This window comes from Pseudomonas sp. MF09156, from assembly GCF_059862305.1.
The window spans coordinates 570,274-593,257 of sequence record NZ_JCBCUR010000001.1 but is presented as its reverse complement, the minus strand read 5'-3'; the positions used below and the strand labels follow the sequence as shown (position 1 = coordinate 593,257).

The window sequence follows — 22,984 nt, the reverse complement described above, 5'->3', positions numbered from 1 at the left end:
CAGTATGGAAAACACTGTGGAAAGCCTGACCATCGGCGCCTTCGCCAAGGCGGCCGGGGTCAACGTGGAAACCATCCGGTTCTATCAACGCAAGGGGCTGTTGCCCGAACCGGACAAGCCCTACGGCAGCATTCGCCGCTACGGCGAGGCGGACGTGGCCCGGGTGAAATTCGTCAAATCCGCGCAACGACTGGGCTTCAGCCTCGATGAGGTGGCCGGGCTGTTGCGATTGGATGACGGCGCTCACTGCGACGAAGCGCGCGTGCTCGCCGAGCAGAAGCTCGAGGATGTGCGGGGGAAACTCGCGGATCTGCGGCGGATCGAGTCGGTGTTGGCGCGGCTGGTTCACGATTGTTGTGCGAGCCACGGGACGGTTTCCTGTCCGCTGATCGTTTCGCTGCAGGGGGAAAAGGAACTGCGCTGACTCCGCGCGTTAACCGAGGATTTCCCGATGCGTGAGGCACCTCCGGGGTCGGCTTGCGCTTGGCAAAACAGCGGCGCTCATTGAGCGCCGCTGAATGGCCAAAGGAGCACTTGCATAGGCCACAGGTTAGTACTGCATCAGCAGCTCATGTTCTACTTTGCAGGCGGACAGCCGGGCTGCGCCTCGACCCGGCCAGCCGCCGTGGCCCCCAGTTGCTCAATCTTCTTGGCGGTTTCCGCCACCAAGGCCGCCTCAGCCTTGTCGCGCATAGCGGCGATTCGCTCGATTGAACGGTCGCTCCCGCTCTCGGCCCATACGGTGGATGACAGCAGAGTCGCACCAACTATCAGCAGTAGTCTTAGGTATTTCATAACAGCCTCCTCTCGGGTTTTCTACCCACGAGCCGACTCTATCTCCGTAGTTAAGTACGGAATCAAGGAGAGATGGAGATGAAGGTCCTGGATTATGGCGCTGAGAGGAAATGGCAGGGCTTAAGTGCACTTTCTGTTCCGTTGCTCCCCAAACCCCAAATTCAAGCGACTTTCAGGTCGCACGTGGGCCTTCATCCCGAAGTGCCACTGATTGCCTTCCTAAGAAACACCCTCTGTTGGCTGAAGAGTGAAACCAAATTCGGCAGCACGGCGATGTAGACCCTTTACGACTCGCTCCCGATATCTGGCTCGTACTGGTCTGCTCCGGGGTCCTGATAGTTCATACCGAAACGCATCGCGTTATAGAATAAAATCGCAATTTTTCGGGCGGTCGCGGTGACTGCTTTGGCTTTTCCGATTCGAGCTGCAAGGCGTCTATAGAAGGCCCCAAGCGCAGTACTCGTTCTCCCGACTGTGACAGCGGCCAAGCGCAGGTGGGCGGTCACTCGATTCTTGGTTTTCCGAGTATGAGCGGAAAGCACCTTACCTCCACTGATCCTACATCCCGGCGCGAGCGTCAGCCACGAAGTGAAATGATGACAAGTGCGCCATCGGCTCAGATCTGTACCGCATTCGGCGACCAGCCGAAGTGCCAAAAAGGGGCCAATGCCATGTATTTGCGTGAGGTCTACACCGACCAACTGATAGAGCAAGGTGCGTACATCGAAGTTAAGCGCATTGGGTTGCCGAGTTTTATGGCGCGGTTTAGGTAATGGTTCTGACGGACGCACCTTTTCCTGCGAAAGCTTGATGAGCACTTGTGCAATTTGCTGATCGCAGATGAGGAGCTGCGCTTGGTACGCGTCATACATCGTCAGTGCTTGTGACAGGGCAAAGATATGCTCCGGTTGATAGTTGCCGACTAGCGCAGCCTCAATGACATCGATACCGGCTTTGCAGCGGGTATCGCTCATGGAGGCCAATATTGACGGGCTTCGCTCTCCGGCCACAATAGCCCGAATTATTCGCATGCCGGTCACTCCGGTAACATCTGCCACAACATGGTGCAGTTGCAGATTCATATGCGTGAGGGCTTTTTGCATGTGCTGAATATGCGCGGCCGCGTAGTCAAGGTGGCGCTCTCGCAATCTTAAATAGCTGCGTAAAGCCGAGATTTCGCGATCTGGACGGAAGCTAGCTCGAAGCAATCCGCAGGAATGGAGTCGTTGAATCCACTGCGCATCATTCACGTCGGTTTTACGCCCTGGCACTGCGCGAGCATCTCGGGCATTGGCAAGTACTACATGAAGTCCGTGCGTTTCGAGTATCTCGTAAACCGGAATCCAATATACGCCGGTCGATTCCATGGCAACTGTTGAGATGCCGAGGCTCACCAGCCAGTTAGCCATCCGCTCAAGATCAGCGGTGAAGGCATTAAAGGTTTGAGTCGGATCTTGCGCGAGATCCGCTGGGACGGCGACAACATGAAAGCGTGAGCCAATATCAATGCCGGCCGCTCGAGTATTAATTACCGGTAACCCTCTGGTTTTTGAGTCAGACTTTTTCATACGCACCTCCAGTCAAGGGCAGGACTGGACGGGGACTCGGATCAAATCACATTCCTAAACGGGGTCATAAAAGCGCCACCACTAACGGGTCCGCAGCTTCCCCTGGGTCAAGTTTTTTGACGGGGACTTAGCCTCCAAAAAGCCAGCGACCACTGTCCAGAAATGTAAGTGTAGTACGTAGTGTTTCTAGCCCAATGGGCCGCGGAGCGCCGGGGAGGCGGTTTTTTAGCCTGATGCATTTCAGGATCGCGCTTGCCTTCCCGGTTTTTGACTGAGGGTGGCGCGGCGATCAGGGTGGCATCGACAATGGTTCCTTCCTTGAGCAGCAGACCTTGGCTGGCCAGATGCTGGTTAATCGTTTCAAACAGCACCCGCGTCAGTTGATGGGTTTCCAGCAATCGGCGGAATCGCAGCAATGTGGTGGCATCCGGTGCCGACTCACGGCCTAGGTCTATGCCCATAAAGCTACGAATGGCCTGGCTGTCATAGACGGCATCTTCGGTACCTTCATCGGAGAAACCGAAACACTGCTGCACGACATACATGCGCAGCATGCGGGACAACCCAATCGCAGGGCGCCCTCGCTTGCCTGTAGTGTCGCCGTAGAACGGTGCCACCTGGGTCTCCAGTTGTGCCCAGGACACCAACTGCTCGATATCAGCCAGGAAGCGATCGCGGCGCGTTCGCTTTTTCTTACCGGTGTATTCGAGTTCGGAGAAGGTCTTCTGCATGTGCGTAACAAGGCTCACGGAGAGGGGGGGCTGGTTGAGGGGCTCAGTGTGCCAACGGCTGGGACGGTTGGCTATTTTTGCGGCGTCTCCTTAAGGCAAAATTTTCTTGACCCGATTAGAAGAAAGTTTCCACTTCTGACGGATACTAATTTTCGGAGGTTACCCAGTTATGCATTAAGATGGGGCTTATTTTCAATACGATGGAAAACTCTAGTGCCAGGATCCCACTTACAACAACCCTCAGTACGCCTTCGGACACATAATTTCATCGTCGGCCGCTGGCTAGTCCTCGGTTATCTGGTTTTACTCACTGGTTTGTTCTGGGTCGGTGACGGCAGTCTCTATAAAAAACTCTATTACGTGCTGTTTGCGGCCCCAGCATTGCTGGGACTCATACTGAAGCCAGATCAGATAAAGGCTTTTCTGCACGAGCCAGTAATACTCAGTTTTTTGGCATTAACTGCCTGGGTGCTTATCAGCACGAGCTGGACGCGGGCCAATGACGACGTCACCAGTCTAACCAAACGACCTCTTTATGTATTCATGCTTTTGACGGGCTGCACCCTTATAGCACTCAAGAGCGAAACCTTATTGCTGAAAACACTACGCATCGCTGCCGGTCTGGGCGCCTTGGCAGGGCTCATCAATGTCGTTTTGTTTCTGCAGAATGGTACTTTTGGAGAAAGACTAATTGGCACTGGGGCCTTACGCAATCCACTGCTTACATCTCACGTGTTGGGTTTTTTATGCACCTACTGGATTGCAGCATGGCTATCACGTAACGAGCGCCACGACTGGCTTCCAATAGTCATGGCAATGCCGCTACTTGCAGCACTGCTTGCCACAGGTTCGAGAACACCATTGATGGGCATCGCACTAACAAGCGTCTGGATGCTACTTATGAGCAGAAAACGCGCCACAACTCTGGTCGGCACTTTGCTGATAGCAGCAGGCGCTGTGTATCTGACCCGTCCGGAAATACTGTTGAACCGTGGTACTTCTTATCGGCCTGAATTGTGGAGCGATGCGTTACGCCAGGCAGGCCAACACCTGTGGTTTGGCGCAGGCTATGAGAGCAAGTTCATATTCAACATTCCAGGAATCGACTACCCGCTGCATGACCCTCATAATGTTGAACTTGCCGTCCTTCTTGAGCTGGGGCTGATTGGCCTCTGTTTATGGAGCCTGATGTACACATTTGCGCTTCTTCGCTGCTTGCGCCTACGTGCACAGCCACACTTCCAGATCGCTTCAGCATTGCTGGTTTACGGGCTGTGCGCAGGGCTAACCGAGGGGGGTAGCTTTCTCGCGCGCCCTAATGAAAGCTGGTTCCTGATCTGGATACCGCTGGCTCTGCTATGCGCTCTTTCCATTCGGTATAGGCAGTCACAAGCATGAAGCGTATCGCCCCTACACAACTGGACAGACTGTTCAAGAACGCCAAACCAGGTGCAGATGTCAGGCTGCCCGCGTGAAACAGTAGCGCCAGAGCCCCTTGAGCGTCTTGAGATTACGCGACCGCCAAGGGATCTGAGCCAGCAACTCACTTGCCAACGCTCGATCCTCACCGGCAACTTTGGCAAACATCGCATTCAGATAGCGCAACCGAGTGGTTCCATAGCCCGGGTGATCCTCAAAACGCTTGTAGATTTCGAGCTCGGTTTCAATCATCAACCGGCGATTTTTGTAAGTATTGCTTCCATGCAAGCGATACAGGGCAAGCGGCTCTTCCAGTATGTCGATGAAGTATCCGGCATGAGCAATGCGAAGCTCTACGTAATAATCCTCGATGCGAATGGATGGATCGAAACCACCAACCTTCTCGAGTGCCTCGCGACGAAACAGTAAGGTCGGGGCAGGCGGCCCAGGCTTGCGGTCCATGAACAGATCATCAAAGTCAAGCCGCCGAGCAGGGCGATAGCGCTGCTTCTTGTCAGGTAACGGCTTGCTTTCGCCATCGATCAGTACGATACCACCAGCACAGATGCCGGTTTCAGGATGCTGCTCCATGAATGCAATCTGCAACGACAAACGTTCCGGGAGCATGAGGTCATCCGACCCTAGCGGAGCGATATAGAGGCCTGCGCTGCGGGCGATCATCTCGTTGAGCGTGGTACAGAGCCCCTTGTTCGCCTGAGGCAGGAAATGGAACCCGAGCTCCTCTTGCAGCCGCCGTATCACTGCAACGCTGTCGTCACGCGAGCCATCGTCGACCACCAACAGCTCGATGTTAGGATAATCTTGGGCATAGACGCTTCGGATGCTGGCCTCGATGAAGTCAACATGGTTGTAGGAGGAAATCAGTACCGAAACCAGCGGCAAGCCGCTTTTAACCTCTGTCATTTAGACGCCTCTTCGACCGGCAGATCACCTTCAAGGAGTGCACGGTACTTGTTACGAAAATCCTCGATGTCGTGCTCACGCCGCAGGTATTGATAGGCACGCTCTCCATCTTCGGCACGCCCGGCATCGCTGTCAGCGAGACAGGCACGCAGTTGCTCGGTCAACTCGGGCACATCGCCCGGCGCGAACGAACGTCCTCCCGCCCCCTTCAGCAAGGGACGCATCGCTGGAATGTCAGATCCGAGCACTGGCAAACGACCACACATGCCCTCCAGCAACGCAAGGCCCAGGCCCTCCTGCAGCGAGGGCATAACGAAAACGTCAAATGCCTTCACATAGCGCATGGCATCTGGTCGAGTACCACAGAGATGTACTCGCTCTTGCAAACCAAACTCGGCAATCAGTGCTGCAAGGTTGTCGGCTTCTCGGCCGCCACCAATGATTGACAGGTTTACGTTCGGGTACTCGTCACTCAAGGCAGCGAATGAACGGATGAGGTACACATGCCCCTTGACAGGTACTAGCCGACCTATCGTTCCGATGATCAGCGCGTCAGATGGCAGCTCCAACGCCTGCCGTGCCTGCCCCCGTGGCAGTTGCAGAGATTCAGCCAGATCGATATCCAGGGCATTGGTTATCGAGACCGTATTGGATTTAGTAAAACCACAGCGCAAGGCAATCAGATAATCGGCTACAGCCGATGAAACGCCGACGAAGCCCCAGCACTCGTCGATTGCGCGCATGGCCTGCCAACGCCGGTAGAAGCGGTTGTACTCACCAAAGCCGTGAGACACACCGATGCAGCGCGGGATGTGCAACGTCTTGTTGAGGTGCATGAACAGGTTGACGGTCTTGAAGCGGTGCAGCAGCACCACATCGAAGCCCTCCTCTCGGCAGAACGCCAGCAAGTGCCTGCGCACCTTGAGGCGCAAACCACTCATGTCCTTTTCGGTGAATTCGAAGAACACCTGGCGTCGGCCGCAATGCTGAGTATCTTCCGACGGTCGTCCTTCGAGATACGCGTTGACCACGTCGAAGCGTTCGGCCGACAACCCTTGTAGAATCTGCTCACCCAGATCGGAATTGGTATCCGCCGCGTTATAGCGAGTCTGCAGTTGCAAGATTTTCAGAACCTTAGCCATAATGTCGGCCCCTCCTAAGACAAAGTGCCTTTCGTGCGTAGGATAACTTGTATCGCACGCGCCAATCACTTCTCACGGCCAGGCAGTAGAACTGCTTGACGTCTCTGGCCTGATAGGCACTGCGAAACAATAAAAGGCACAGCTCACGCAGCTCTGGTTAAGCGGCTAAGCGGATGCTGGCCTCATGTATAACCTCAGCCAGAGGAACTCCTAGATAACCCGAATTTCCTTCATGATCGAGTTGCATCGGCACATGCAAAAAGAACACTCTCATACCGTAGCTGAACGTTCTAGAACTGCGCGCAGTAGCGCTGCCATTTTCCCGCGTAGCATCCAGAAAGCCTCAGGACATGAAAATTGCAATGTACTGCCCCCATTTGGCAATGGCGTGCGTGAATCCATTACCGATGATCAGTTGAACGTCGGCGGCCCCACTCTGAGCAGATTGGAAAAGAGCCGCACGAAATAATATCGGCGCTTGATTGTACGCAAAAATCACTATACTCATCAATCTTGGCCCATACTTGTGCCTTCACGGTCGCTCGTAGCATGAGCCCAAGCGTGCGGGTGAATTCACCATAGAGTTTTTAAAAATCGCGCGCAGGCCATATCCAGTTTCTGATTGGCATTGCCTGAATATTTCGAAAGCCTGACGGTTCAGACCATTAGAGGCCGTTTCCATGAACCATCAGGCATTCGAATACCACACAGAGTTCTCCCCGTTTCATTACATCGTCCGAACCAAAAAACTCTTCATGTTCAAGTCCGAAGAGCCCACGACCGATCCTGACACCCAAGGTTTTCTACAAGATCAAGAGCGTCAGCAACGCCTTGCTCAACTGGGCCGCGAAGGCTGGGAGCTGATCAGCGTTCAACCCGTGGTCAGAGGCGAGATCAAAGTCGGAAATCAAAATGCCCAAGGCTGGGCCTACGGCATTGCCTTGCCCACAGGCTATCTGCTGTTCTTTAAACGCCCTTTGCACAATGATTGATGGGTTCGATACCGTCTGAAGAAATCCTTATAGCCCTGAATATGGTTTTCTTGCGGCGACCATAGATTGATCACGGCAAGCTGACGGCAACAGGAATGACTAGAGCCCAGCCGTGATCCAGTATCCGCGCCTCACTGCACTCACTTGCCGACTTGCCTTGCCAGGCCTCATCGTACTTTTGGGGTGCGGCCTGCCTATTTCCTATGCGGCCGCTGCTTCAGCCTCCGAACAGGCCAACCTGGACGTGATGATCCGCCAGTTAAATGCCCTGGAGGACACCGCACGTCGTAGCGCTCAAGTCGCTGACGAACCTGGAAAGCGTTACTTCTTCGACTACCAACGTTTGGCAGGCGATATCGCTCGGATTCGCCATGGCCTGGAGGGCTACCTGACCCCCAGCCGAGCACAGCCCCGCGATCCTGTTGAGCTGTCAGGCCAATACACGACAGAAGGACATAAGCCATGAGCATGAGCGGCGCTCAAGCCTCGGCCTTTCAAGCAGCGGGAGGATTTCCAGCCTCGGCTAGCTACCTGTTTTTCGTCGGCTTTGCTGTGGCCATCATCTTTTTGTGGGGGGCCTGGGCGCTCTGGAGCTGCTACCGAGGGTGGGCCACCGGCAACCTTGACCGCACGATTGCTTCAACCTCGGTTGTTCGCATTCTGCTGCTTTGCATGATCCTCACCACGTTTGTTCTCAGTTGACTTTATCGGAGATTCACCATGTCTTTGCTCCCAAAAACACGACGCTTGCTGATCGGCATACTGACTCTTCCCCAACTGGCCATGGCAGCCCTGCCCCAGTCTCAGCCCCCCACACGCGGCGAAGGCTCGAATCTGATGCAAACCATGCAGAACTACGCCTTTGACGGCTTTTCTCTGCTCGGCCTCATCATCTGTGCTGTCATCTTCAGCGGCGTAGCCTGGCATGCCTTTGGCACCTACCACGAGATCCAGCACGGCAAAAAGAAATGGATGGACCTTGGCGCTACGGCTGCTGTCGGTGTCGCCATCCTGGGTGTCGCCATTTTTCTAGTGACCAAGGCTACCAACATTCTCTAAAGAGCCTTGGCCATGACAGAACTCTCAGACGACGGGACGCTGATTTTCCTTCCAGTGCGACTGAACAACCAGCCAGTCATCATGGGCGGTCTTACCGCTGATGAAATGTGGGCCACACTGGCGATCAGTACCGGTGCTGGGCTAGTTCTCGGAATTGTGACCGCGATACTGACCCAAATATGGGCGTTGATCATCGCCGCAGCCATGCTCTGCGCGGTCCTTGGGCTGACGCTTGCCAGCCGTTTCTTGCGACGCTGGAAACGCGGTCGACCTGATACCTGGCTATACCGCCAGATGCAGTTGAGCATCGCACGATATTTTCCGACCTGGAACAAGGTCCACTTGATCACCCGCACTGGTGCCTGGACCTGCCGTAGAACGGAGGCTCAATGACTTATCGTAAGAAAGTTGATGCACAACTTGCTCATATCAACAGCCTGCGCCTTGTCATTGGTCTGCTGATAATCCTGGGGCTGTACATGGCTTATGGCTGGCAGAGCGCACCCCGAGATTTGACTATCCACGTGCCCCCAGACCTTCGCTCAGGTAGTACTCGCCAATGGTGGGATATTCCACCCGAATCGGTGTACGCCTTTGGACTGTACATTTTTCAGCAGATGAACCGCTGGCCCGCTGACGGTGAAACCGATTACGAGGACAACATCATCCGCTTGAGTGGCTACCTGACACCCAGTTGCAAAGCCTATCTGCAAAAAGACTTCGAACTGCGGCGCAATAGTGGGGAGTTACGCAAGCGCGAACGGGGTGTATTTGAGATCCCAGGCCGGGGCATTGACGATAAGTCAGAGCAACATGTTGACCAGCACAGCATCAACGATTGGACCGTCAACCTGGATATCACCGCTGACGAGCACTACGGCGGAGAACGCGTGAAGCGGGCATTTGCTCGTTATCCGTTACGGATTATTCGATCCGACGTCGATCCCGAAAAGAACCCCTTCGGCCTGGCCTGGGACTGTTATAGCAGCAACCCGCAACGCATCGAAGTGTCTGCAGAACCTACCAGGTCAGGAGGCAAACGATGATGCGTCGGCTGTTGACTATCGCGCTGCTCGTATTCAATTTCGGGGGGATGGCCAATGCAGTTGAAATCCTGCGCTGGGATCGAATTCCATTGGCGCTGCCCTTGATCGTCGGTCAGGAACGCATTGTCTTTGTCGATCAAAATGTTCGAGTAGGTCTGCCTCGTAATCTGGTCGACAAGCTGCGTGTGCAGAGTACAGGCGGCGCCCTCTATCTGCTGGCTAAAGAGCCGATAGAACCTACCCGCTTGCAGCTACAAAACATGAAGTCCGGCGAGATTATGCTGGTGGATATCATCGCAACCGTAGGGAAGCCTAATCAGGCCGCGCCCGAGCCCGCGAAAATAGTTGCCGGGGAAAGCCTCGCGACACGTTACGGGCAAGTCGACTCCAAACCTACAAACCGCCAAGCTGCCACCCCCTCGGTCCAAGCCAGCGCACAAAACGCCGATGATGATCCGCCAACGCCCCGGCGCGAAACGCCACTGCCGGTGGTCATGACACGCTATGCAGCCCAGATGCTCTATGCCCCCTTGCGCACCGTTGAGCCAGTGGACGGGATTGCGCAGGTCAATCTCAAGCGGGGCATGGACCTCGCTACCCTACTGCCGACGTTACCAGTCGCAGCCTCTGTGCTGGGCTCGTGGCGGTTGGACGAGTACTGGGTCACAGCGGTGAAGATACGCAACACGAGCCTCCAACACCTTACGTTGGATCCTCGTGACCTGATGGGTGATTTTATCACCGCGACCTTCCAGCATCCCTACCTGGGAGCCAAGGGCGATGCCAGCGACACCACAACGGTCTACCTGGTGACCCGTGGTCATGGCTTAGCCGAATCATTGTTGCCGGCAGCCGTCAGCCGGATCGATCCGAAGGGAGGCCGCCGTGAAGAATAATCCGCTGATTAAATATCTGGTCATCCCGTTCGCGATCTTGGCGATGTTCGTGGTGGTTAAATTGTTCAGTCGCGGCAGTGCCGAACAGCAGGTTCAGGCACCAGAAACGGTCGTGCTCAGTGCGGACGAGGCCAAAAAGTTGGGTGTTGACGGTGATACGCCCGGTGACACGCTGCGCACCATTGTCGTGGAAAGCCGACAGCTCAAGGACCAGGTTTCCAATGCATTGAAGAACAATGATGAGTTGAAACAACAGAATATTGAGCTGCAAAAGCGCTTGCAGACCATCGACCAAAACGTCGACAGCAAATTGCAGAACGTCCAGCAAACACTGAAGCAAGAGTCGCAGCAACAAAGCCAAACCATCCTGGATACGCTGCAACAGCAATACAACACCCTGAGCAACAAAAGCGGCAGCGGTAGTTCATCTGGAGCGGACTTGCCGATCGGCTTCGGCGTTCAACCAGGTGATGGCCAGGGCTTTCAAGGAGCGCCGGGACTGGACGTCGTATGGATTGAGCCGCAGGACGCAACTCCGGTCGATATCAACGGCAAACCGATTGCGGCCGGATCAAATCAAACCGCCAGTGGTTTCAACTTTCCTACTTCCTTTGGTGAATCCGTAGACCGAGGCCAAAACGCACTGCGCACGGGAGCCCAGAACGTAGCGAATGAAATCTCGCCGCAAGAGGCCCGCAAACAGGTGCGCAAGGTTTACACCCTGCCACAGAACTCGACACTAATGGGCTCAGTCGCGATGTCCGCGCTGATCGGCCGGGTGCCCATTGATGGCACGGTCAACGACCCCTACCCGTTCAAGGTGCTGATCGGCCCGGACAATCTGACGGCCAACGGTATCGACTTGCCCGACGTCGCCGGCGCGGTGGCCAGTGGTACCGCTTCCGGTGACTGGACTCTTTCATGCGTGCGCGGACAGATCAAAAGCCTGACCTTTGTCTTCAACGACGGCACTGTGCGCACACTGCCACAGCCACAAGAAGAAACGAATGGCAGTCAAAACAGTAATAACCAGAACAATGGTAACCAGACCACCATTCAGGGAGGCCTGGGCTGGATCAGCGATGCCTACGGCATTCCCTGCATCAGTGGTGATCGTAAAAGCAACGCCTCGCAATACATCGGCTCTCAGGTGCTTATCACCGCTGCCGGCGCCGGCGCTGCGTCCCTCATCAAATCAGATGGAAACAGCAGTTCATTTATAAATCCGCAGTCCGGAACCATCGGTTCTGTTGGCGGCTCAGGCAGTGACGCCATGGGCAAGATCATCGGCCAAGGCGTCAATGATGTGTCCAGCTGGGTGAACAAACTCTACGGGCAAGCCTTCGCTGCAGTGTACGTGCAACCTGGGGCCAAAGTGGCCGTACACCTGGACCAACAGCTGACCATCGATTACGAACTCCAAGGCCGCAAGGTCAACTATCGCTCAGGAGCCCGTCATGCCTCGACTGCGCTTGACTAACCACGGCTTGAAATTAGGTGCATACCTAACCATCGCGTCTTTGATCATGCTCGCCTCGGGCTGCTCCACCAGCAAGGACGAGATGCTGCCCCATGGCGATAGCACGATGATGGACGTTTGGGATCAAGGTGCCAGTGGTTCAGGCAATAGCACGAGTAGCCGCCAGTTGCTCGATGCGCGCCAAGACCTCCGTCGGCCTCTGGAGGTGGGTGGAACAGACAACGCCAAATTCACCCGTACAGCCCAGAACGAGATTTACAGCCAGTTCAAGCGCCTGCCCAATCCAGACCTGGTGATGTACGTGTTTCCTCATTTGGCGGGCTCTGACCCAGCCCCTATCCCGGGGTACACCACAGTGTTCCCTCTGTACCAGCGCGTGCAATACGCCATGCCCGGTGAACGCACGGAGGCCTATTGATGGTTTTTTTTGAGTGGTTTAAAACACGACGGGGCTCAGACCGCGTTGAGCCTGACCTCGCCTCTAATGCTAACGAGCACGTCGACGTGCAGGCATCAGCGACTGAGTCTTTTGAGGCAGCGACCGAGCGTTACTACGAACGCCTAGCCGCCATAGGTGTTCCTTCACCTAGCGATTGGCGTAACCCCAAGAAAAAGCCAGCGACCACCGCTGACGTCGACCGTCTGTACGACGTGAATCCTTCTTTCGTGGACCTTCTGCCCTGGGTGGACTACCTACCTGGGGAGAAAGCCATGCTGTTGGAAGACGGGGTATCGCGCGCTGCATTCTTCGAGCTGACACCGATTGGTACCGAGGGTCGCGATCCAGAGTGGCTGCGCAAGGCCAGGGACGCACTGGAGAACGCCCTGCAGGACTCCTTTGACGAGCTGGAAAACTCACCTTGGGTGATTCAGCTTTATGCCCAGGACGAAACCAGCTGGGACGGCTACCTGCAGCAGTTGCACGACTACATTCAACCCCGGGCACAAGGCAGTGATTTCACTGAGCTGTACTTGAAACTAATGAAACAGCACTTGGAGGCTATCTCCAAACCAGGCGGGCTGTTTGAAGACACCAAGGTCAGCCAACTGCCCTGGAGGGGCCAGCAGCGTCGCGTCCGCATTGTTGTGTACCGACGTACCCAGGGCGCACAAGCAGACGTGCGTGGTCAGGCACCTGGCCCTTACCTGAAAATCATCTGCGATCGCTTAATGGGAGGGTTGGCGAACGCCGGCATTAAAACGCATCGCATGGATGGCCACGCCATCCGTCACTGGTTAATTCATTGGTTCAACCCACGCCCTGACCATCTCGGCCCTGCCGACGCTGATATTCGTCGCTTCTATGAGCTGGTTTGCAAACAGGTACCAGCAACGGACGAAGGCGAGTTACCACTCGCCAGCGGTACCGATTTCTCACAGAACCTGTGTTACCGCGAACCTTTGTCAGATATTGAGAAAGGTCTGTGGTACTTCGACGGTCTCCCTCACCGGGTGGTGATGCTCGATCGTTTGCGGGAGGCCCCCAAGACCGGACATCTGACCGGCGAAACCCGCAAGGGCGGTGATGCACTCAACGCGCTGTTCGACAAAATGCCAGAGGACACCATTCTCTGCATCACCCTCGTGATCACACCGCAGGACATCCTTGAAGGACATCTGGAACAGCTCTCGCGCAAAGCCGTTGGTGATACCCAGGCGTCGATCCTGACCCGCGAAGACGTTGCTGTCGCACGTCAGTTGCTCGGCCGTAAACATAAGCTGTATCGAGGTAGCGTAGCGTTTTACTTGCGAGGGAAAGACGACACGCAGTTACAGGAACGCAGTTTGCAACTGAGCAGTGCGCTTCTTGGCGCCGGGATGGAACCGGTGGAGCCTCGGGATGAAGTGGCACCGCTCAACTCATACCTCAGATGGCTACCTGGTAACTTCGACCCCAACGGACGTAAGGCACTGGAGTGGTACGCTCAACTGATGTTTGCTCAGCATATTGCGAACCTGGCCCCCGTCTGGGGACGGTCGACCGGAACCGGACATCCTGGTATCACCCTATTTAATCGCGGGGGAGCGCCAGTCACCTTCGATCCACTGAACAAGCTGGATCGCCAGATGAACGCACACCTGTTCATCTTTGGCCCTACCGGCTCAGGTAAATCGGCCAGCGCGACAAACATTCTTAGCCAGATCATTGCCATCTACCGACCGCGCCTGTTCATCGTAGAGGCCGGCAACAGTTTTGGCCTGCTGGGCGAGTTCGCAAAAAAACTGGGGTTATCCGTAAATCGTGTTCGCTTGGCACCAGGCTCGGGCGTCAGCCTCGCGCCCTTCGCTGATGCCATCAAACTGATTGAGCCTGACACAAACGTAAAAGTGCTGAAGGCCGATGATCTTGAGGCCTCAGACGAACACCTGGCCAGCCAGACCGAAGATGAACAACGCGACATCCTGGGGGAGATGGAAATTACGGCCAGGCTGATGATCACTGGCGGTGAAGAGAAAGAAGATGCCCGCCTTACTCGCGCTGATCGCAGCGCCATCCGCCAGTGCATTCTCAATGCGGCACAGAAGTGTGTCGCTGAACAACGCATTGTGCTTCCCGAAGACATCCGTGAGGCACTGCGAGAGATGGGGCATGAACCGGGTATACCGGCTGCTCGAAGCTCACGCTTCCTGGAGATGGCTGAAGCCTTGTCCATGTTTTGCATGGGCACAGAAGGCGACATGTTCAACCGCCCAGGTACGCCATGGCCCGAAGCGGACATCACCATTGTGGACTTGGCCACCTATGCCCGAGAAGGCTACAGCGCACAGATGGCCATCGCCTACATTTCGCTGCTCAACACGGTCAACAACATCGCAGAGCGGGATCAATTCAAAGGCCGTCCCCTGATCTTCTTCACCGACGAAGGCCACATCCAGTTGAAGGTTCCACTGCTGTCCCCCTACTCCGTCAAGATCACCAAAATGTGGCGAAAGCTGGGAGCCTGGTTCTGGATGGCGACTCAAAACGTTGATGACGTGCCGCCAGAGGCATCGGCTCTCCTCAACATGATCGAATGGTGGATCTGCCTGAATATGCCGCCTGATGAGGTGGAGAAGATCGCACGGTTTCGTGAACTAACCCCTGCTCAGAAGTCGATGATGCTGTCCGCACGCAAAGAAAGCGGGAAGTTTACCGAGGGCGTAGTGCTATCCAAAAGCATGGAAATGTTGTTCCGGGTGGTTCCGCCTAGTTTGTATCTGGCCCTGGCCATGACAGAGCCGGAAGAGAAGAAACAACGCTACGACATCATGCAGGCCACTGGCTGCAATGAGCTCGACGCGGCCATTGAAGTTGCGGCAACGCTAGACCGCTATCGCGGTATCGAACCTCACATCATCACCTTTCCCGAGCAAGTTACGGCCTTGGAGCGCCAAGCATGAGAACATTGAATTCCCTGACCCAGAACCTGATTGAAAGTCTGACTCAGTTGCTTGAACAGCCGGGTGAGGATGCTCTGCAGACTTTAGAGGTTTGTGCCCCTGTACTGATAGAGCAACTGCAACAGGTTTTGGTGCGCGCGGTGGATCGTCGTGATATCGAGTCACAGCTTCAGGCGGTGTTAGCCAATTGGCTTCGGCAGCACCCACAACCCGAGAGCGCTGAAACCGCGCTTCTTGAAGCCTTGCGTAAACAAGCGCTTCTCTCATCGAAGTCAGCTGAGGCCCGGGCGTGACGCGCCTTCGCAAACGATGGGTGATTTTTGGGTGTCTTTTGGCAGGCATGTCGGTGGCCTGCTTTGCCCTCATTCGAGGCGAGGTACAAACTCCACAGTACACAGGCCCTTGGCTGTACGGCCCACCCGATGCTCGCTGGACTGTGACTGAATTTGCGGACCTGGAATGCCCTTACTGCAAGACATATACACCGGTATTGAAGGCCTGGGTGCAGCAGCAGAAGGATGTAAACCTGCAGTGGCACCACCTGCCACTGGATTTTCACGGTTTGGCCGCAGTTCACGAAGCCAAGCTCGCCGAATGCGCAGGAAAGCTGGGTGGTGCATCCGCTTTCTGGCAAGTGGTCGACCAGACCTTTGAACGCACCCGCAGCAATGGCTTGGGATTTAAGGGGAGCCTCGACAGCAGTACCATCGATCATCAGACGCTGGAGACCTGCACGGCCACTGACAAGCAAGTCGCTCAGCTTATTGACCGACATATAGAAGAAGCAGCCAAGGCCGGTATAACTGCAACCCCCACCTTGATCATCGAGGATCATCAGACCGGGCGCAGCCTGAAGCTTGAGGGCATGGCGGACGACACCACGCTGCTGTCAGCCATTGACTGGCTATCGACCTCAGAGGCGGGGCAGAAGTAAAAAATGAACCGTAAAAGTAAGCAGATAAACAACATGCAACGGGAGCCCGACTGGGAGACTCAAATGGTGCCACCAACACTGCGCGAAATGTCTCAGGTTAAACAAGGCGTAATGCCATGACGGAGCGAATAAGCAGTTTACTACTGGCTTCCGTGATTGGGGCACTCGCAGGCATTTGCATCAACCTACTGGCGGCTCGCCTACCCCCGTTGCTTCACCGCCATTGGAGAAAAGAAGCACAAGAACTCTTTGGCATAGCGATGGAAGATCATGAACCGCCTGCAAGCACTCATTTCGGCCCCATCAGACTACGCAGTGTACTGGTCTGCGCACTCTGCGCCATTCTATCGATGATCGGCATTCATCACGTTGGTCCAAACCTGCCAGGTGTTGCATTTGTCCTGCTGAGCTGGACACTGTTGACCCTGAGCTTGATTGATTGGGATCACCTGTTACTCCCAGACATCATCGTATATCCGCTACTTTGGGCCGGACTGATCATCAATCAATATGGGCTGTTCGCGACAAGCGCTGACGCCTTATGGGGAGCGGTGGTTGGATACGGCGTCATGTGGCTGATGTCCAAGTTCGCTTTAATGTTAACTGACACAGAAGGCGTCGGAGGTGGAGACCTCAAGCTGGTGGCCGCCTTAGGCGCCTGGGCCGGCCTAGAGACGCTGGCCTACATCATCATGCTGGCCTCAGTGTTGGGTGGCCTAGCCCATGTATTCAGACTATCGTTCAACACGTCTCACTCAATACGAGGAGCCGTCATTCCTTTTGGCCCCTTCCTCGCCATCGCTGGCTGGGTTTGTGTGATGTACAACGCTTAGGTACTTCCGCAAGCCGTTACGAACGGCTTGAGGCTGGACACATACATTGTATGTGCCGCTCAAAGCCGCCAGTTCTACCTATGGGGGTCATTTTTAAAGTGGCGGTGACACCTTGAAAGGTGGCATTTAATTACGGCTGGTCGATTGACTCATCTCATTCGTCACTTGCACTACCGTTGCCAGACGATCAATTACATCTGCGAGGTGCAACGCTGCAGCAGCACGTTCATCCCACAACCTGCCAGACTCATATTCGGTAGTCGCGCATAGCCAAGCAAGACGTGCAGTTTGGCTGCGCAAAAGAGCGGCCTGCGCTTGGACATCCAGCACGAGAGTCAGCGGCGATGCTCCATTCGCCCCTCTGTCAGATTGATCGGCATTATTAGCCAAGCGTGACATGTCATTCATGGAGACGACTCCGTTTCAGTAAAGCTAAGTGAATTTCAATTGAGTGCATCAGACATTTCTTGGGCCATCGCTCTAAAAAATGGCTCCACGTAAGCGAAGCAAGCCATATTACAGCAACGCGGTGGCTAGCTCCCGAGATTGATGCCAGATGGATATCGCTCCATTGTCGCTTAGGGCCACACGATAGACTACGCCTGAAAATGCCATAACCACCAACATCCTATTTCCTGCTGCACCCATCGTCATCATCCGGTTTCCTATACCTGAACTCACTCCAGGTATGGTGCTATGACCGAGATCCATCCCGGCCTTTGCCAAATACGGCGCTGGCTGCTCCCAATGTCTCTGCTGTTCATGCCCCTTATTGCCCAGGCAGAAACCTGGGTGATCACCAATCAAGCACATCCGGTATCAGCACCTGCTGGCGTTCGCACCATTCGTCTGGATGATCAACAACGTCTTGAAGAACAGTTGACTGGTCAGCTTCCAGCAGACCCACGTCAGGCAGAAGCGACCATTCAACGCTACTTGACCAGCCCTGAAGGCAGGCGCCTGCAAAACGACCTGGCTCAGGCCCAGCAGGGCGTCACAGACGCCTGGAGTCTGGGCGTCGAAAAACTTCCGGCCGTTGTCGTTGACCGTCGCTACGTCGTATACGGCGAGCCAGACGTGGCTAAAGCCGTCGCTCTGATTAACCGAGCACGGAGCCAATCACGATGAGACGCTCACGCTTTACGATCCGACCACTGTCACTGGCCATCACTTTCAGTTTGTCCTTCAGCGCGTCAGCCGCGATCAACTCAGCAGCGATCATTGCCTCGACCCTGTCTCCTGACTGCCTGGAGTACAAGGTGGTCGGCATTTGCTATTGGCTGCTCTGTACGCCTTTCGGCTGCAAAGTCAAAACCTCGACCAAGGTACGCCACTACGTGCCGGACGCAGTGGTTTCGGCATACGCGAATACAGGAGCAAATCCATGGATTGAGATGTCGCCTCTCGGCACACCGAATCCAATGGCACAGGCAGGTAACGACGGCACTACCAATCACGTCGCTGAAAACAACATCATCAAGTTCAAGGAAGCCGATGTCATTGGCCATCCTGGTGGCGCAACATTGAGTCAGTTCGCCAGTGCCTCGGGCTACGTCTGCAAGGGTGCAACATTACCGCTTGTACCTTACTTCCTCAGCACCCTTGACCCCATTGCCTGGCGATACGGCGTACCTGAAGCCGTATACCCCGAAGCGCTCATTCCAGGGTTGCGCGAGGTCGGCAGCCTGCTCACCGCAAGCAGCTGGGGGAATGTCTATCCCCGTAGCGGGTTTCTCAACCAGACAGATGACTACAAGACAGGCGCAGTTATTGCGCAGCGTGCCGGCGACGTGGTTACCCGCCCAGGCCAGGTACATGTCTACTTGCCGATGCTCGCCCTTCCATACCCCGGCTACTGGCCCGCCGGGCCGCTACGTGAAGGTGACGCCTCCACTGGTAAGTGGCAAGAGCTCACCCCAGTCCTCAACCCGACTTGCGCAACCTTTCCAACGATCGCACCCAACATTGATGCACAGGACGGCGGATACGCCTGGGCGCTTTGGCGCCCTTACTCATGCTGCCAACGTCGTGGCCAGACCTTCCTCGGCAGTACGGACTTCCAATGAAACAGCGGTCGGAGCACAACATGAAACTCACCCATTTGGCGATCGGACTCACCTGCTGCCTCAGCAGTGCGCTAGCGTTTTCTGCTGATCCAATCAACATCTCATCCTCCGGAAGCGTCATTGGAGATGACGTGCTGTACAACATCGGCGGTGGTAACGCAGTAACCATGGGCAGCGCTGGCAACATGGACAGCATTTCTGTCGGGGGCGGCTGGAACAATAACCTGGTCTGCGGAAACATGAGCCTGAGCAACACCCTGCAAAACCAGTTGAACGGAGCCACTTCTGGATTCCAAAACATCATGAGCTCGGTGGTACAGAACGCCACCAGCGCCGTGGCTTCGCTGCCGGCATTAATTCTCCAACGTGCAAACCCAGCGCTATATAACCTCATTACCAACGGCATCTTGCAGGCTCGATTGGACTTTGACCGCTCCAAAGGCACCTGCCGTGCCATTGGCGAAAAGATGGCGGATATCGCCGGCAATCAAATGGGTTGGGGCAAGCTCGCTGAAGGTCAGGCCATGAGCCAGGCGCTGACCTCCAACACGGACGCAGTATCGGCTGTAGAGCAGGTCGAAAAGAAAGGTGGCAACGATGGCGTCACCTGGGTTGGCGGTGATCGAGCAGGCGGTTCGGGTCAGAAGCCGATCCGTATCGTGGGAGACGTTACCAAAGCAGGCTACAACCTACTGAACAAACGTGCGGCCGGTGACACCGGCTCGATCAGCAAGGACAGCTGCAACAATGGCATGGTCTGCAATGTCTGGTCATCGCCCCAGGAAGCCACCACCTTCGCCAATCGTGTGCTGGGAGAACAGCAACAACAAACCTGTGACAGTTGCCCTAAAACGGTTACGGCTGCGGGGGTCGGCCTCACGCCACTGATCCAGGAAACGTACGACACCAAGCTTAAGGCTCTGCAGGAGCTGCTGAGCGGGAGCAAAACCCTGTCGGTCGAGAACCTAGAAGCTGCAAGCAGCAACTCCCTGCCGATTACCCGAGGCGTTGTAGCAGCCCTCAAGGACGAGCGCGATCAGGACGTACTCGCTCGCAGGCTCGCCTCTGAAGTCGCACTGTCCGATGTCTTGGAGAAAGCTTTGACCCTGCAGCGCACGTTGATGGCGGGCAGTCGGGAGCCGAACGTCGCGGCTAATGACCTCGCGGTCCAAGCGGTCGGCCAGCAAAGCTCATCCCTGCAACAGGAAATTGGCAATCTGAAAATGGAGCTAGATATGCGTCAGCAGCTCGCGAAGAACTCGCCGCTCACCATCATTGAGCGCGGTAAGGCGCGGGCCGAGGATTCGCGTGGTGTGTCTCAGGGAGCCCCTGAAACGGATCGCCTGGACCAATTGCAGTCACCCGCCAAGAACAAACAGTGAGAAATAGCCCATGACAGATATTCAGGATCCTGTCGGCTCCGCCGGCCGCTCGCTGACTCGACGAGTCGGGCGGGGCATTTTACTTGTTCTGAGTGTTTTGCTCGCTACTACTGCCATCGTGGTGTTACTCAGCGCCATCTTGATGAGCGTGTTCGACAGCGCCGAGCAATGGCAAGCGTGGCGTACCGACCACTACTGGCCGCTCTTCACCTGGCGCCTGATCCTTTATGTCTCACTGGTCATTGCTTGGATCAAGCTCAAGGAGCGATGGACTCAATCTAAACAGACTGACGCTCGCAAGCTCAGGAGGTTGGAGATCATGGTTATCTTGCTGTTCGTCATGATCGAACTGAGCAAAGCATTTATCCCCAGTGGTGGCATCCAATGACGCTCTACACCAATGACTACCTGGAGTACTACCTCACGCTGGTGGGCTGGATAATCAACAACGGCATCTGGGACATGATTTCTGACACCGGCCTGTTCGCCCTGCCCTTCTGCATCATCGTTATTCGAGAGTGGCTGAAGGTGCGTGGAGAAGGGGCTGATGAGGGTAACAAAGGTGTGCTCTCACTGGCCCGGATCGAGACCCAGATCTATGTGGGTTACATCGTCGTCGCATTCTTCGCGGTTCCTGCCGTCAATGTGAGCTTTGATACCTTGGCCTTTGATCAAAGCCGAGCTCAGCAATGTCAGTACAACTTACCTAAACCATCCGACACGGGATGGAACACCTCATTCAGTTCACTGGCTGGAAAGAGCGCACAAATGCCCATGTGGTGGGCCTTTATGCATGCGCTATCAAAAGGATTGACCAGCGGCGCTGTCGCGGCAATTCCCTGCGGAACTGATCTGCGGCAAATACGGATGGAGGTCGATAACACCAAGATCAACAACCCATTATTGGCTCAGGAAATCGGTGACTTCACCCATGACTGCTATGGCCCCTCTCGCGCACGACTCTTTATGCGTCAGCCTGACCTGGGCGCGAAAGCCGATGATCCAAAGTTCTTGCAGGATCTTAGTTGGATCGGTTCCCACTTCTTGTTGAACACTTCTGGCTACTACGACACCGACTACTCCAAAACACCAAGAGCCTCTTGGCCGTACAACGCAACCCGCGATGTGGCCTTACCGCAAGTGAGCGGCGGCGGCGGATACCCAACCTGCAAGCAGTGGTGGTCAGATAGCGGAGTGGGACTGCGAGATCGTATCAAGGCTCAAGTGTCACCCGACCTGATGACCCGAATGATCGGCTGGGCAAAGTGGCTGTCGGCAGATGAAGTGACCGATTCGCTCGTGCGCCAGCTGGTGTCTCCATCAAATCAGGTAAAAGGGGACGTTTATACGGACTATGGTGGGCAAATCAACGGAACCGTGTGGAATGGTGCCGCTCGGGTAACCGGCACTCTCGGCGTTGCACTGGGCTCACTGGCCTACTTCCCGGCCATGGACATGGTGCGTCAGGCGTTACCTATGGTCATGGCGTTCTTAAAGATGGCGATGGTGATTTGCATCCCACTGGTACTGATTGTTGGGGCATATCAACTGCAGGTGGCCATGACACTGACGGTCGTGTTTTTTGCACTGATCTTTGTGGACTTCTGGTTCCAGCTAGCCAGATGGATCGATACCACGATCTTGGATGCGCTGTATGGCTCGGGCTCACCACATCTGTCGTTTGACCCCGTCATGGGGCTTAACGCTACGGCTCAGGATGCGATCTTGAACTTTGTGATGGGGGCGATGTTTATTATCCTCCCGGCGTTCTGGGTAGGGGCACTGGGGTGGGCGGGGATTAGTGCAGGCAAAGCGTTGGAGGGGCTGACCAGTGGAACAAAAGATGTAAACAAAGCAGGGCAAGAAGCGGCTGATAAAGTAAAAAGCAAGGTCATATAGTTCAAGTGGTTCGGCTGTCGATGATAATCGAACCACTTAATCATCATCGTCAACACGGCGGCCTGCTTTATAATAACCATAACCTTGAGGACCATAACCACTTCCGTATTCAATCGTTTTTCTTCTTGAAGATACAGGCTCGCTATTTTTTAACGCCCAAAATACTCCACCAAAAATCAGAGTGAATACTGCAACACTAGTAATCCCACTGAGTATCTTTGCGGAAAAACACACCGCCACTGCGATCAGGGCCAGACGTTTGACCCAACGCAGTGTGCGGTTCTGGCTGAACCAAACGGCGCGCACGATCACACCCAAGCCATAACCTAAGCGGCTTGCGACTCCCTGAGAGGTATGTGTGGTCATTAAGCGTCTCCTTTCCTGTTCAATCTAAAGGCGATTTGACATTAGTTATAATCCTGATTCTGCTCTGCCGC

The 22,984-nt window shown here is 55.2% G+C and carries 26 protein-coding genes and 2 pseudogenes; 21 read left to right on the top strand and 7 right to left on the bottom strand.

The annotated features are described in order from the left end of the window. Positions 1 to 4: 4 nt before the first annotated feature. On the top strand, positions 5 to 424 hold the full coding sequence (merR, locus tag AC19YY_RS02745; RefSeq protein WP_004574528.1) for a mercury resistance transcriptional regulator MerR: 420 nt from the start codon (positions 5 to 7) through the stop codon (positions 422 to 424). 152 nt (positions 425 to 576) lie between these two features. Here merR and AC19YY_RS02740 read toward each other — a convergent pair whose 3' ends face one another. After that, positions 577 to 795, bottom strand: coding sequence for a co-regulatory protein PtrA N-terminal domain-containing protein (locus AC19YY_RS02740; RefSeq protein ID WP_004574529.1), 219 nt, complete (start codon positions 793 to 795; stop codon positions 577 to 579). A 78-nt stretch (positions 796 to 873) separates the two neighbouring features. Here AC19YY_RS02740 and AC19YY_RS02735 point away from each other — a divergent pair, with 78 nt between their 5' ends. Then, positions 874 to 1,074 carry a hypothetical protein gene (locus AC19YY_RS02735; RefSeq protein ID WP_500603947.1) on the top strand — a complete coding sequence of 67 codons (201 nt, stop codon included), beginning with the start codon at positions 874 to 876 and terminating at the stop codon, positions 1,072 to 1,074. Here the strand turns inward: AC19YY_RS02735 and AC19YY_RS02730 are convergent. Further along, a pseudogene (locus AC19YY_RS02730) lies at positions 1,015 to 2,363 on the bottom strand (IS110 family RNA-guided transposase). The gene AC19YY_RS02735 and the pseudogene AC19YY_RS02730 overlap by 60 nt on opposite strands. A gap of 221 nt (positions 2,364 to 2,584) precedes the next feature. After that, a pseudogene (locus tag AC19YY_RS02725) lies at positions 2,585 to 3,094 on the bottom strand (IS5 family transposase); the annotation flags it as partial. Positions 3,095 to 3,307: 213 nt separating this feature from the next. On the opposite strand from AC19YY_RS02725, the gene AC19YY_RS02720 reads away from it, so the two are divergent. Then, complete coding sequence (locus AC19YY_RS02720; RefSeq protein ID WP_236361815.1) at positions 3,308 to 4,492, top strand: O-antigen ligase family protein; 1,185 nt, start codon at positions 3,308 to 3,310, stop codon at positions 4,490 to 4,492. A gap of 60 nt (positions 4,493 to 4,552) precedes the next feature. Here the strand turns inward: AC19YY_RS02720 and AC19YY_RS02715 are convergent, their stop codons facing one another. Both AC19YY_RS02715 and AC19YY_RS02710 read right to left on the bottom strand, forming a co-directional pair. After that, positions 4,553 to 5,437, bottom strand: a complete 885-nt coding sequence (locus tag AC19YY_RS02715; RefSeq protein ID WP_236361814.1) for a glycosyltransferase — start codon at positions 5,435 to 5,437, stop codon at positions 4,553 to 4,555. After that, positions 5,434 to 6,579, bottom strand: coding sequence for a glycosyltransferase (locus AC19YY_RS02710; RefSeq protein ID WP_236384480.1), 1,146 nt, complete (start codon positions 6,577 to 6,579; stop codon positions 5,434 to 5,436). Before AC19YY_RS02710 ends, AC19YY_RS02715 begins: the two co-directional genes overlap by 4 nt. A 680-nt stretch (positions 6,580 to 7,259) precedes the next feature. On the opposite strand from AC19YY_RS02710, the gene AC19YY_RS02705 reads away from it, so the two are divergent. From AC19YY_RS02705 to AC19YY_RS02645, 13 genes are all read left to right on the top strand, one after another. Next, positions 7,260 to 7,571: a hypothetical protein gene (locus AC19YY_RS02705; protein ID WP_236361738.1), complete on the top strand. Its 312-nt coding sequence runs from the start codon at positions 7,260 to 7,262 to the stop codon at positions 7,569 to 7,571. Positions 7,572 to 7,728: 157 nt separating this feature from the next. Beyond that, complete coding sequence (locus AC19YY_RS02700) at positions 7,729 to 8,037, top strand: integrative conjugative element protein, RAQPRD family (protein ID WP_236361743.1); 309 nt, start codon at positions 7,729 to 7,731, stop codon at positions 8,035 to 8,037. Then, entirely contained in the window at positions 8,034 to 8,273 is a 240-nt protein-coding gene (locus tag AC19YY_RS02695; protein ID WP_179447726.1) for a TIGR03758 family integrating conjugative element protein, read from the top strand. The genes AC19YY_RS02700 and AC19YY_RS02695 overlap by 4 nt, the downstream gene beginning before the upstream one ends. Before the next feature lie 18 nt (positions 8,274 to 8,291). After that, positions 8,292 to 8,630 (top strand): TIGR03745 family integrating conjugative element membrane protein, encoded by a 339-nt coding sequence (locus AC19YY_RS02690; RefSeq protein ID WP_179447727.1) that lies wholly within the window; start codon positions 8,292 to 8,294, stop codon positions 8,628 to 8,630. Between the two features lie 12 nt (positions 8,631 to 8,642). Next, positions 8,643 to 9,023, top strand: a complete 381-nt coding sequence (locus AC19YY_RS02685) for a TIGR03750 family conjugal transfer protein (RefSeq protein ID WP_236361735.1) — start codon at positions 8,643 to 8,645, stop codon at positions 9,021 to 9,023. Next, complete coding sequence (locus tag AC19YY_RS02680) at positions 9,020 to 9,676, top strand: PFL_4703 family integrating conjugative element protein (RefSeq protein WP_179447729.1); 657 nt, start codon at positions 9,020 to 9,022, stop codon at positions 9,674 to 9,676. The genes AC19YY_RS02685 and AC19YY_RS02680 overlap by 4 nt, the downstream gene beginning before the upstream one ends. Beyond that, the gene (locus AC19YY_RS02675; RefSeq protein ID WP_236361733.1) at positions 9,673 to 10,572 is read left to right on the top strand and encodes a TIGR03749 family integrating conjugative element protein; all 900 of its coding nucleotides are present in this window, start codon (positions 9,673 to 9,675) and stop codon (positions 10,570 to 10,572) included. Before AC19YY_RS02680 ends, AC19YY_RS02675 begins: the two co-directional genes overlap by 4 nt. Beyond that, on the top strand, positions 10,562 to 12,052 hold the full coding sequence (locus tag AC19YY_RS02670) for a TIGR03752 family integrating conjugative element protein (RefSeq protein WP_236361730.1): 1,491 nt from the start codon (positions 10,562 to 10,564) through the stop codon (positions 12,050 to 12,052). The genes AC19YY_RS02675 and AC19YY_RS02670 overlap by 11 nt, the downstream gene beginning before the upstream one ends. Next, a complete protein-coding gene (locus AC19YY_RS02665; protein ID WP_016971164.1) occupies positions 12,030 to 12,470 on the top strand; it encodes a TIGR03751 family conjugal transfer lipoprotein in 441 nt (146 codons plus the stop codon). The genes AC19YY_RS02670 and AC19YY_RS02665 overlap by 23 nt, the downstream gene beginning before the upstream one ends. Next, on the top strand, positions 12,470 to 15,433 hold the full coding sequence (locus tag AC19YY_RS02660) for a conjugative transfer ATPase (protein WP_236361728.1): 2,964 nt from the start codon (positions 12,470 to 12,472) through the stop codon (positions 15,431 to 15,433). Before AC19YY_RS02665 ends, AC19YY_RS02660 begins: the two co-directional genes overlap by 1 nt. Beyond that, positions 15,430 to 15,726: a hypothetical protein gene (locus AC19YY_RS02655; RefSeq protein WP_016971166.1), complete on the top strand. Its 297-nt coding sequence runs from the start codon at positions 15,430 to 15,432 to the stop codon at positions 15,724 to 15,726. Before AC19YY_RS02660 ends, AC19YY_RS02655 begins: the two co-directional genes overlap by 4 nt. Then, the gene (locus tag AC19YY_RS02650; RefSeq protein WP_236361726.1) at positions 15,723 to 16,367 is read left to right on the top strand and encodes a DsbA family protein; all 645 of its coding nucleotides are present in this window, start codon (positions 15,723 to 15,725) and stop codon (positions 16,365 to 16,367) included. The genes AC19YY_RS02655 and AC19YY_RS02650 overlap by 4 nt, the downstream gene beginning before the upstream one ends. A 116-nt stretch (positions 16,368 to 16,483) precedes the next feature. After that, positions 16,484 to 17,200, top strand: a complete 717-nt coding sequence (locus AC19YY_RS02645; RefSeq protein ID WP_236361723.1) for a prepilin peptidase — start codon at positions 16,484 to 16,486, stop codon at positions 17,198 to 17,200. A 126-nt stretch (positions 17,201 to 17,326) separates the two neighbouring features. On the opposite strand, the gene AC19YY_RS02640 is transcribed toward AC19YY_RS02645, so the two are convergent. Next, on the bottom strand, positions 17,327 to 17,608 hold the full coding sequence (locus tag AC19YY_RS02640; protein ID WP_236361722.1) for a hypothetical protein: 282 nt from the start codon (positions 17,606 to 17,608) through the stop codon (positions 17,327 to 17,329). 288 nt (positions 17,609 to 17,896) lie between these two features. Here AC19YY_RS02640 and AC19YY_RS02635 point away from each other — a divergent pair, with 288 nt between their 5' ends. Genes AC19YY_RS02635 through AC19YY_RS02615 form a run of 5 tightly spaced genes read left to right on the top strand, consistent with a single transcriptional unit; the run spans position 17,897 to position 22,547 of the window. After that, the gene (locus AC19YY_RS02635; protein ID WP_413469187.1) at positions 17,897 to 18,328 is read left to right on the top strand and encodes a TIGR03757 family integrating conjugative element protein; all 432 of its coding nucleotides are present in this window, start codon (positions 17,897 to 17,899) and stop codon (positions 18,326 to 18,328) included. After that, positions 18,325 to 19,266: a TIGR03756 family integrating conjugative element protein gene (locus AC19YY_RS02630; RefSeq protein ID WP_236361720.1), complete on the top strand. Its 942-nt coding sequence runs from the start codon at positions 18,325 to 18,327 to the stop codon at positions 19,264 to 19,266. The genes AC19YY_RS02635 and AC19YY_RS02630 overlap by 4 nt, the downstream gene beginning before the upstream one ends. Positions 19,267 to 19,286: 20 nt before the next feature. Continuing rightward, positions 19,287 to 20,648, top strand: a complete 1,362-nt coding sequence (locus tag AC19YY_RS02625) for an integrating conjugative element protein (RefSeq protein WP_236361717.1) — start codon at positions 19,287 to 19,289, stop codon at positions 20,646 to 20,648. Between the two features lie 10 nt (positions 20,649 to 20,658). Next, the gene (locus AC19YY_RS02620; protein WP_236361715.1) at positions 20,659 to 21,036 is read left to right on the top strand and encodes a hypothetical protein; all 378 of its coding nucleotides are present in this window, start codon (positions 20,659 to 20,661) and stop codon (positions 21,034 to 21,036) included. Continuing rightward, a complete protein-coding gene (locus AC19YY_RS02615) occupies positions 21,033 to 22,547 on the top strand; it encodes a conjugal transfer protein TraG N-terminal domain-containing protein (RefSeq protein WP_500603835.1) in 1,515 nt (504 codons plus the stop codon). The genes AC19YY_RS02620 and AC19YY_RS02615 overlap by 4 nt, the downstream gene beginning before the upstream one ends. A gap of 36 nt (positions 22,548 to 22,583) precedes the next feature. On the opposite strand, the gene AC19YY_RS02610 is transcribed toward AC19YY_RS02615, so the two are convergent. Then, positions 22,584 to 22,913 (bottom strand): hypothetical protein, encoded by a 330-nt coding sequence (locus tag AC19YY_RS02610; protein ID WP_236362652.1) that lies wholly within the window; start codon positions 22,911 to 22,913, stop codon positions 22,584 to 22,586. Positions 22,914 to 22,984 lie beyond the last annotated feature (71 nt).

Bases quoted from the DNA above. Each gene is read 5' to 3' on its own strand.
- AC19YY_RS02665 (WP_016971164.1), top strand. From the start codon at position 12,030: ATGCCTCGACTGCGCTTGACTAACCACGGCTTGAAATTAGGTGCATAC.
- AC19YY_RS02695 (WP_179447726.1), top strand. From the start codon at position 8,034: ATGAGCATGAGCGGCGCTCAAGCCTCGGCCTTTCAAGCAGCGGGAGGA.
- AC19YY_RS02640 (WP_236361722.1), bottom strand. From the start codon at position 17,608: ATGAATGACATGTCACGCTTGGCTAATAATGCCGATCAATCTGACAGA.
- AC19YY_RS02705 (WP_236361738.1), top strand. From the start codon at position 7,260: ATGAACCATCAGGCATTCGAATACCACACAGAGTTCTCCCCGTTTCAT.
- AC19YY_RS02735 (WP_500603947.1), top strand. From the start codon at position 874: ATGAAGGTCCTGGATTATGGCGCTGAGAGGAAATGGCAGGGCTTAAGT.
- AC19YY_RS02620 (WP_236361715.1), top strand. From the start codon at position 20,659: ATGACAGATATTCAGGATCCTGTCGGCTCCGCCGGCCGCTCGCTGACT.
- AC19YY_RS02740 (WP_004574529.1), bottom strand. From the start codon at position 795: ATGAAATACCTAAGACTACTGCTGATAGTTGGTGCGACTCTGCTGTCA.
- AC19YY_RS02645 (WP_236361723.1), top strand. From the start codon at position 16,484: ATGACGGAGCGAATAAGCAGTTTACTACTGGCTTCCGTGATTGGGGCA.
- AC19YY_RS02690 (WP_179447727.1), top strand. From the start codon at position 8,292: ATGTCTTTGCTCCCAAAAACACGACGCTTGCTGATCGGCATACTGACT.
- AC19YY_RS02630 (WP_236361720.1), top strand. From the start codon at position 18,325: ATGAGACGCTCACGCTTTACGATCCGACCACTGTCACTGGCCATCACT.
- AC19YY_RS02635 (WP_413469187.1), top strand. From the start codon at position 17,897: ATGACCGAGATCCATCCCGGCCTTTGCCAAATACGGCGCTGGCTGCTC.
- AC19YY_RS02710 (WP_236384480.1), bottom strand. From the start codon at position 6,579: ATGGCTAAGGTTCTGAAAATCTTGCAACTGCAGACTCGCTATAACGCG.
- AC19YY_RS02675 (WP_236361733.1), top strand. From the start codon at position 9,673: ATGATGCGTCGGCTGTTGACTATCGCGCTGCTCGTATTCAATTTCGGG.
- AC19YY_RS02660 (WP_236361728.1), top strand. From the start codon at position 12,470: ATGGTTTTTTTTGAGTGGTTTAAAACACGACGGGGCTCAGACCGCGTT.
- AC19YY_RS02655 (WP_016971166.1), top strand. From the start codon at position 15,430: ATGAGAACATTGAATTCCCTGACCCAGAACCTGATTGAAAGTCTGACT.
- AC19YY_RS02715 (WP_236361814.1), bottom strand. From the start codon at position 5,437: ATGACAGAGGTTAAAAGCGGCTTGCCGCTGGTTTCGGTACTGATTTCC.
- AC19YY_RS02610 (WP_236362652.1), bottom strand. From the start codon at position 22,913: ATGACCACACATACCTCTCAGGGAGTCGCAAGCCGCTTAGGTTATGGC.
- AC19YY_RS02685 (WP_236361735.1), top strand. From the start codon at position 8,643: ATGACAGAACTCTCAGACGACGGGACGCTGATTTTCCTTCCAGTGCGA.
- AC19YY_RS02625 (WP_236361717.1), top strand. From the start codon at position 19,287: ATGAAACTCACCCATTTGGCGATCGGACTCACCTGCTGCCTCAGCAGT.
- AC19YY_RS02680 (WP_179447729.1), top strand. From the start codon at position 9,020: ATGACTTATCGTAAGAAAGTTGATGCACAACTTGCTCATATCAACAGC.
- merR (WP_004574528.1), top strand. From the start codon at position 5: ATGGAAAACACTGTGGAAAGCCTGACCATCGGCGCCTTCGCCAAGGCG.
- AC19YY_RS02615 (WP_500603835.1), top strand. From the start codon at position 21,033: ATGACGCTCTACACCAATGACTACCTGGAGTACTACCTCACGCTGGTG.